Source organism: Kitasatospora sp. NPDC032757 (assembly GCF_055579305.1).
In genome coordinates this window covers 1-5337 of the sequence record NZ_JBVINN010000087.1, presented here as the reverse complement: position 1 = coordinate 5337, position 5337 = coordinate 1, and the positions used below count along the sequence as shown (strand labels likewise).

Annotated in this window: 6 protein-coding genes; 3 read left to right on the top strand and 3 right to left on the bottom strand. The window is 72.3% G+C overall.

Annotation, left to right across the window (positions count from 1 at the left end; all coding sequences use genetic code 11):
• The coding region (locus ACZ5WK_RS40035; RefSeq protein ID WP_465555467.1) for an adenosylhomocysteinase at window positions 1-186 on the top strand (186 nt) is incomplete at its 5' end.
• Between the two features lie 72 nt (window positions 187-258).
• Here ACZ5WK_RS40035 and ACZ5WK_RS40030 read toward each other — a convergent pair.
• Together ACZ5WK_RS40030 and ACZ5WK_RS40025 are read right to left on the bottom strand one after the other, a co-directional pair.
• On the bottom strand, window positions 259-1398 hold the full coding sequence (locus ACZ5WK_RS40030; RefSeq protein ID WP_465555465.1) for a hypothetical protein: 1140 nt from the start codon (window positions 1396-1398) through the stop codon (window positions 259-261).
• Window positions 1395-1922 carry a SigE family RNA polymerase sigma factor gene (locus ACZ5WK_RS40025; protein ID WP_465555463.1) on the bottom strand — a complete coding sequence of 176 codons (528 nt, stop codon included), beginning with the start codon at window positions 1920-1922 and terminating at the stop codon, window positions 1395-1397. Before ACZ5WK_RS40025 ends, ACZ5WK_RS40030 begins: the two co-directional genes overlap by 4 nt.
• Before the next feature lie 116 nt (window positions 1923-2038).
• Between ACZ5WK_RS40025 and ACZ5WK_RS40020 the strand changes: the two genes are divergently transcribed.
• Window positions 2039-2674 carry a hypothetical protein gene (locus ACZ5WK_RS40020; RefSeq protein ID WP_396326157.1) on the top strand — a complete coding sequence of 212 codons (636 nt, stop codon included), beginning with the start codon at window positions 2039-2041 and terminating at the stop codon, window positions 2672-2674.
• 51 nt (window positions 2675-2725) lie between these two features.
• Here ACZ5WK_RS40020 and ACZ5WK_RS40015 read toward each other — a convergent pair whose 3' ends face one another.
• The gene (locus ACZ5WK_RS40015; RefSeq protein ID WP_465555461.1) at window positions 2726-3658 is read right to left on the bottom strand and encodes an RDD family protein; all 933 of its coding nucleotides are present in this window, start codon (window positions 3656-3658) and stop codon (window positions 2726-2728) included.
• A gap of 266 nt (window positions 3659-3924) precedes the next feature.
• Here ACZ5WK_RS40015 and ACZ5WK_RS40010 point away from each other — a divergent pair, with 266 nt between their 5' ends.
• Window positions 3925-4929 carry a stage II sporulation protein M gene (locus tag ACZ5WK_RS40010; RefSeq protein ID WP_465555459.1) on the top strand — a complete coding sequence of 335 codons (1005 nt, stop codon included), beginning with the start codon at window positions 3925-3927 and terminating at the stop codon, window positions 4927-4929.
• Window positions 4930-5337 lie beyond the last annotated feature (408 nt).

The window sequence follows — 5337 nt, the reverse complement described above, 5'->3', positions numbered from 1 at the left end:
CTGTTCACGAAGACCGAGCAGTACCCGATCGGCGTCTACGTGCTGCCGAAGCACCTGGACGAGAAGGTCGCCCGTCTGCACCTGGACGCGCTGGGCGTGAAGCTGACCACGCTGACCAAGGACCAGGCCGACTACATCGGTGTTCCGGTCGAGGGCCCGTACAAGGCGGACCAGTACCGCTACTGATCGCCCCGGAACCACGGCGGTGGCCGGCGTCCCCCTCGCGGGGACGCCGGCCACCGGCACGTCAGGGGAAGGTCAGCCGAGCACCTCGGTGGTCCAGTCGGCCGGGGAGAGGCCGAGCGCGGTGAAGTGGCCCAGCCAGCCGCTGTAGCCCCCGACCGAGGCGAACGGCGCCTCGCCCTTGAAGGAGGTCGCACACAGCTTCAGACCTGTGGCGACCGTGCAGGTGTTCTGCTGCCGGGCGGCCCCGGGCAGCCCGACGAGGCTCCCGTCGGAGGACGGTTCGACGTCGGGCCGGATGCCGACGCTGATCTGGTCGGCGCCCGAGTTGTAGTTGATGCTCACCGACCAGGGGTAGCCGTCGGCAGCCTGGGGCCCGTAGCCCAGGCTCACGCCGGACGGCGTGAAGCCGGCGGGCACGTCGTGGAGCTTGAACGGCAGGGGAACGGCCTGCGGGGCGACCTTGATCCCCTCGGCGACCCGGCGCAGGGCGTTCGACACGTCGTCGGCGTCGCCCATGTAGGAGCTGTGCAGCTGCGCCCAGCGGCCGTCGGCGGTCTGCCAGCGGAGGTTCCGGTCCAGCCCGAGTCCGGCCGGATCGTCCGGTCCCATGCCGACCCAGTACGCCGGTTTCCCGTTCACCGGCGCGGCGTCCACCCGGTACTGCTGCTGGCCGGTCGGCGCGTTCCCGACGACGGGCACCTCCCCCGGCGCGAAGAGGGTGAGGAAGATCAGCTGGTGGTTGAACTCGACCGCGTTGGGGCCGGTCTGCTTCGGGCCGTAGGCCTTGGCCTGGAACCCGTTCGGCTGTCCGGAGAATCCGACGGTGTAGTTCACCGAGTCGAAGCCCTCGGGCAGCCAGCCGAAGGAGGCCGGGGCCGCCAGCGGGTCGCGCCCGGTGTCCGGGCCGAGCGGGGGGAAGCCGGCGAGCCCGCCGGTCGGGCTCGCACTGGGCGCCGCGGCAACCGGGACCGGGGCCGCGCCCCCGTGCGGGGCGGGCAGTGCCGCGCCCAGCACCGAGGCACCGATCGCCACCGCCACCACGCCGCCGAGCACCCCGAGCCGGCGCCGCCGCAGTCGGGAGCGGCCCGCGCGCAGGGCCCAGGCGGAGTCCATCCGGGCGGCCGGGGCCGGGGCGTCGGCCAGCCTGGTCAGTTCCGCGGCCAGCCGGCCCTCGGCCGGGTCGGCGTACTCGGGGGTGAGACGGTCGTTCACGATGCGGTCCTTTCCGCCGGCATGACCGGGCGCATGTCCAGGAGGCGGCGCAGCGAGTCGAGGCCCCGTGAGGTCTGGCTCTTGACGTTGCCGGTGGAGCAGTCCATGGCCTCCGCCGTCTGCTCGACCGTGAGATCGCAGTAGTACCGGAGCACCACCGTGGCCCGTTGCCGGGGCGGGAGTGCGGTGAGGGCCGTCCGGAGGTCGACCGAGGCGTCCAGGTCGTGTGCCGAGACGGCGGTCTCCGGTATCGCGCCGTCGGCACGGCGACGGGCGATCCACCGCCCCCAGGGGGAGCGCTGCTCGGCGAGAAAGGTGTTCACGAGCACGGTCCTGGCGTAGCCGTCCCTGTTCTCCACCCCGGACATCCGGTTCCAGTGCACGTACAGCTTGGTGATGGTCTCCTGCACCAGGTCGTCGGCGCGGTGCCAGTCGGAGCAGAGCAGGTAGGCCACCTTGCGCAGCCACGCCGCCCTGGAGGCGACGAACTCCGTGAACTCGGCGTCGCGTTGTTGCTTCGCCATGAAATGGGCGCTCCTTTCGCACGGCACGTTCCCCGTGCCGTCTGCCCCACTGATGAGTGCGCCGCCCCTGAGGTTGCATGCGGGTTCGTCCGGCCGTGCGGCATAGGCTTCGGGGCATGCCCAACGGCCGGTACTCGCTCCACGACACCCATGACCACGTGCTGCTCGGCGAGGAGCGCTTCAGCTGCGCCCCCGGCCCGGCCGGCTGGCGGTACGTCTCCAAGACGTACGGGCCCGAGGGCCAGGTGCTCGGCACGGTCGACCTGACGCTGGACTCGCGGGCCCGGCCGCTGCGGATGGAGCTGAGGGCGGGCGGCTGGCAGGTCCGGGGCGGCGCCGTCGACGGGGTGGCCTGGGTGCGCACCGACGCTGCCGACCCCGGTGGGGAGCACACGGTGGAGGGGCACGACCGGGCCCACGGCTTCGCCGGGCGCTCGCCGGGCTTCCTGGTCGCCACCGCGCGGCTGCTGCGGCTGCGGGAGGGGGCGAGCGCGAAGGTGCGGCTGGTGGCGTTCAGCGAGCCGGTGCTGGCGCCGCGGACCTTCGACCAGGGCTGGCTGCTGGAGGGCATCGACACCCACGAGACGGACTCCGGCCCGCTGCTGGTCGAGCGGTACCAGGTGGCGGACCTGGAGACGGGCGAGCAACAGGTGGTGCACCTGGCCGGGGACGTGGTGCTGGCCGCGGCCGGGGTGGAGCTGGAGGAACTGGAGTCGCCCCCGAACCCCTGGCCGGTGGAGTTCGGCGGGTAGCGCCGGCCGGGGCGGCGCGAGCCGGCCCGGGGCGGGCGGGGCCGGGCTGCGTCAGGCCGGCGGGGCGAAGCCGGTGGCGGGGGCCTGCGGCGGGGCCGTGGGCTGCTGCGCGGCCGGGGCGACCGGCTGCTCCACGGGCGGGGCCGACGGTTGCGGGTGGGGCTGCGGGTGGGGCTGGGCCTGCGGATGGAGCTGGGGCTGGGGCTGCGGCTGGAACGCGTAGCCCTGGACCCGGGTCCACTCGCGCCGCTGGCGCTCGGTCAGCACCGCGCCGAGGTAGGCCGCCGGGTGCAGCCCGTACGGGACGGGGTGGCCGGTGCGGGCCGCCAGGTCGTCGGCCAGCCGGGCGGACATCTGGTGCGCCACCGCCGGGTCCAGCTGGCCGACCCGGCCGAGCAGCTGCCGGATCGCCAGCCAGAGCGGCTCCGGCACGGCGGAGAGGTCCAGCGCCACCAGCTCGCCGCCGATCGCCTGCAGCAGCTGCGGGGGCACCGGCGGCAGCGGGTTCACGGCAGCGCCGCCGCCCGGCACCCGCTCGCGGACCACCAGGGTCCCCGCGAAGACGTCACCGAGCCGCTTGCCGTCCGACGACACCACCGAGCAGATCACCGCCGGCACGCCGCTCAGCATGATGAGCTCGAAGAAGCCGACCAGCCCGCGCACCAGCGAGTGCCGGAACCGCACCGGACCGCCGTCGCTGCGCACCACCCGCAGGCCCAGGGCGGCCTTGCCGAGCGAGCGCCCGCGGGTGAGGGTCTCGACCATGACGGGCAGGGCCACCGTGAAGAAGACCACGAGCCCGAGCATCAGGGCGGTCAGGGCGGCGGGGTCGAGGTCGACCAGGACGAAGCTCAGCGTCAGGGAGCACACCAGGAGCGCGGCACCCTGCACGGTCAGGTCCAGCCCGATCGCCAGCGCCCGGCTCGGAAGCTTCGCCGTGCGCAGGCCGAGGACGACCGCCTCACCCGTCACCAGGTCGCTCAAGACACCCGTCCGTTCCCGTCGGTGATTCATGGTCGGTGGTTCATGGTCCGCGATCCGGGGAGGGAGCTTCCATCGGATCGGCCCCCACGATCCCGTGATCCGCAGTCGTCAACATACGGGGCCGCGCAGCCGCGCGGGAAGGGAGGTCCCGGGCCGCCGGGGAAAGGAGATCCCGGGCGCCCGGGCACTCCCTCCCCCTGGCATGCTGGGCGCACCTGTCCGCACCCGCCTGCCCGCGCGCCCCGCGCCGACCATGGAGCTGCCGAATGGACCTGGACGTCTTCGTCGCCACCCACCAGGGGGAGTGGGCCCGGCTGGACGCCCTCGCCCGGACCCGTCGGCTCACCGGCGAGGAGGCGGACGAACTGGTCACCCTCTACCAGCGCGTGACCGGCCATCTGGCCAAGGTCCAGGCCGCAGCTCCCGACCCCACGTTGGAGGGCCGGCTCACCAGCCTGGTCTCCCGGGCCCGCGACGCGGTCACCGGCAGCCGCAGCAGCGGTTGGCGGGACGTCGCGCGCTACTACAGCGTGAGCTTCCCGGCCGCGCTCTACCGCGCGCGCCGCTGGTGGCTGCCGGTCGCGGTTCTCTCCCTCCTCGGCACCGCCCTCGTCGCCTGGTGGGTGGCGACCCACCCCGAGGTCCGGAACAGCCTGGCCACGCCGGAGACGATCCGCGAGATGACCAGGCCCGGCGGGGACTACGAGGCCTACTACTCGGACCGCCCCGCCAGTTCGTTCGCGGCCCAGGTCTGGACGAACAACGCCTGGATCGCGGTGCAGTGCCTGCTCTTCGGCATCGCGCTGGGCATCCCGGTGCTCAATGTGCTGTGGAGCAACGTCCTCAACCTGGGGCTCGGAGTGGGGCTGATGGCCTCCGCCGGCCGGCTCGACATCTTCCTCGGCCTGCTCATTCCGCACGGCCTGCTGGAACTGACCGCCGTCTTCGTGGCCGGCGGCCTCGGTCTGCGGCTGGGCTGGACGATCATCGACCCCGGACCGCGCACCCGTGCGACGGCCCTTGCGGAACAGGGCCGCTCGATCATCGGCATGGGAATCGGCCTCGCGACCGTGCTGGCAGTCTCCGGTGTCCTGGAAGCCTTCGTGACCCCGTCCGGCCTGCCCACCTGGGCCCGCATCTCGATCGGCGTGCTGGCCGAGATCGCATTCCTTCTGTACGCCCTCGTCCTGGGCCGGAAGGCTGCCGAGGCCGGCGAGACCGGCGACCTGGACGCGGCCGACCGGGCGGACCTGCAGCCGGTCGCGGCCTGAGCAGAGGTGATCCACACGCCTCTGACCTGGTACTCTTCTCGCATCGCAGTCAAACCATTGACGTGGTGGGGCTGGGCTAGTAGGTTTGAACGGTTGGGACAGGTTGGACAACGACCTGATCCAGGCGCTAGTGTCTACGACACCGCCAAATCGAGGCGAGCGTGTTCCACGAAATACGCGCCCTCCGACGAGGTAAATCCCGGAACTGAGCACATCGAAAGCTTTGATAAGCTTCGGAGCGAAGTCGAAGGAAATCCCCCCCAGCGGGAAATCAGAGAAACAAGCGCCGGTAAGAACGGCCGCGAGGATCTGATAAGCTGGAAACACGAAAGAACGAAGCGCCCGGAGGGCCCGCTGGAAGGCGGTCCGAAGGAAGTGTCCGTTCCTTGAGAACTCAACAGCGTGCCA

Excerpts from the sequence above, each read along its gene's own strand:
- ACZ5WK_RS40025 (WP_465555463.1), bottom strand. The coding sequence starts at position 1,922 with ATGGCGAAGCAACAACGCGACGCCGAGTTCACGGAGTTCGTCGCCTCC.
- ACZ5WK_RS40020 (WP_396326157.1), top strand. The coding sequence starts at position 2,039 with ATGCCCAACGGCCGGTACTCGCTCCACGACACCCATGACCACGTGCTG.
- ACZ5WK_RS40010 (WP_465555459.1), top strand. The coding sequence starts at position 3,925 with ATGGACCTGGACGTCTTCGTCGCCACCCACCAGGGGGAGTGGGCCCGG.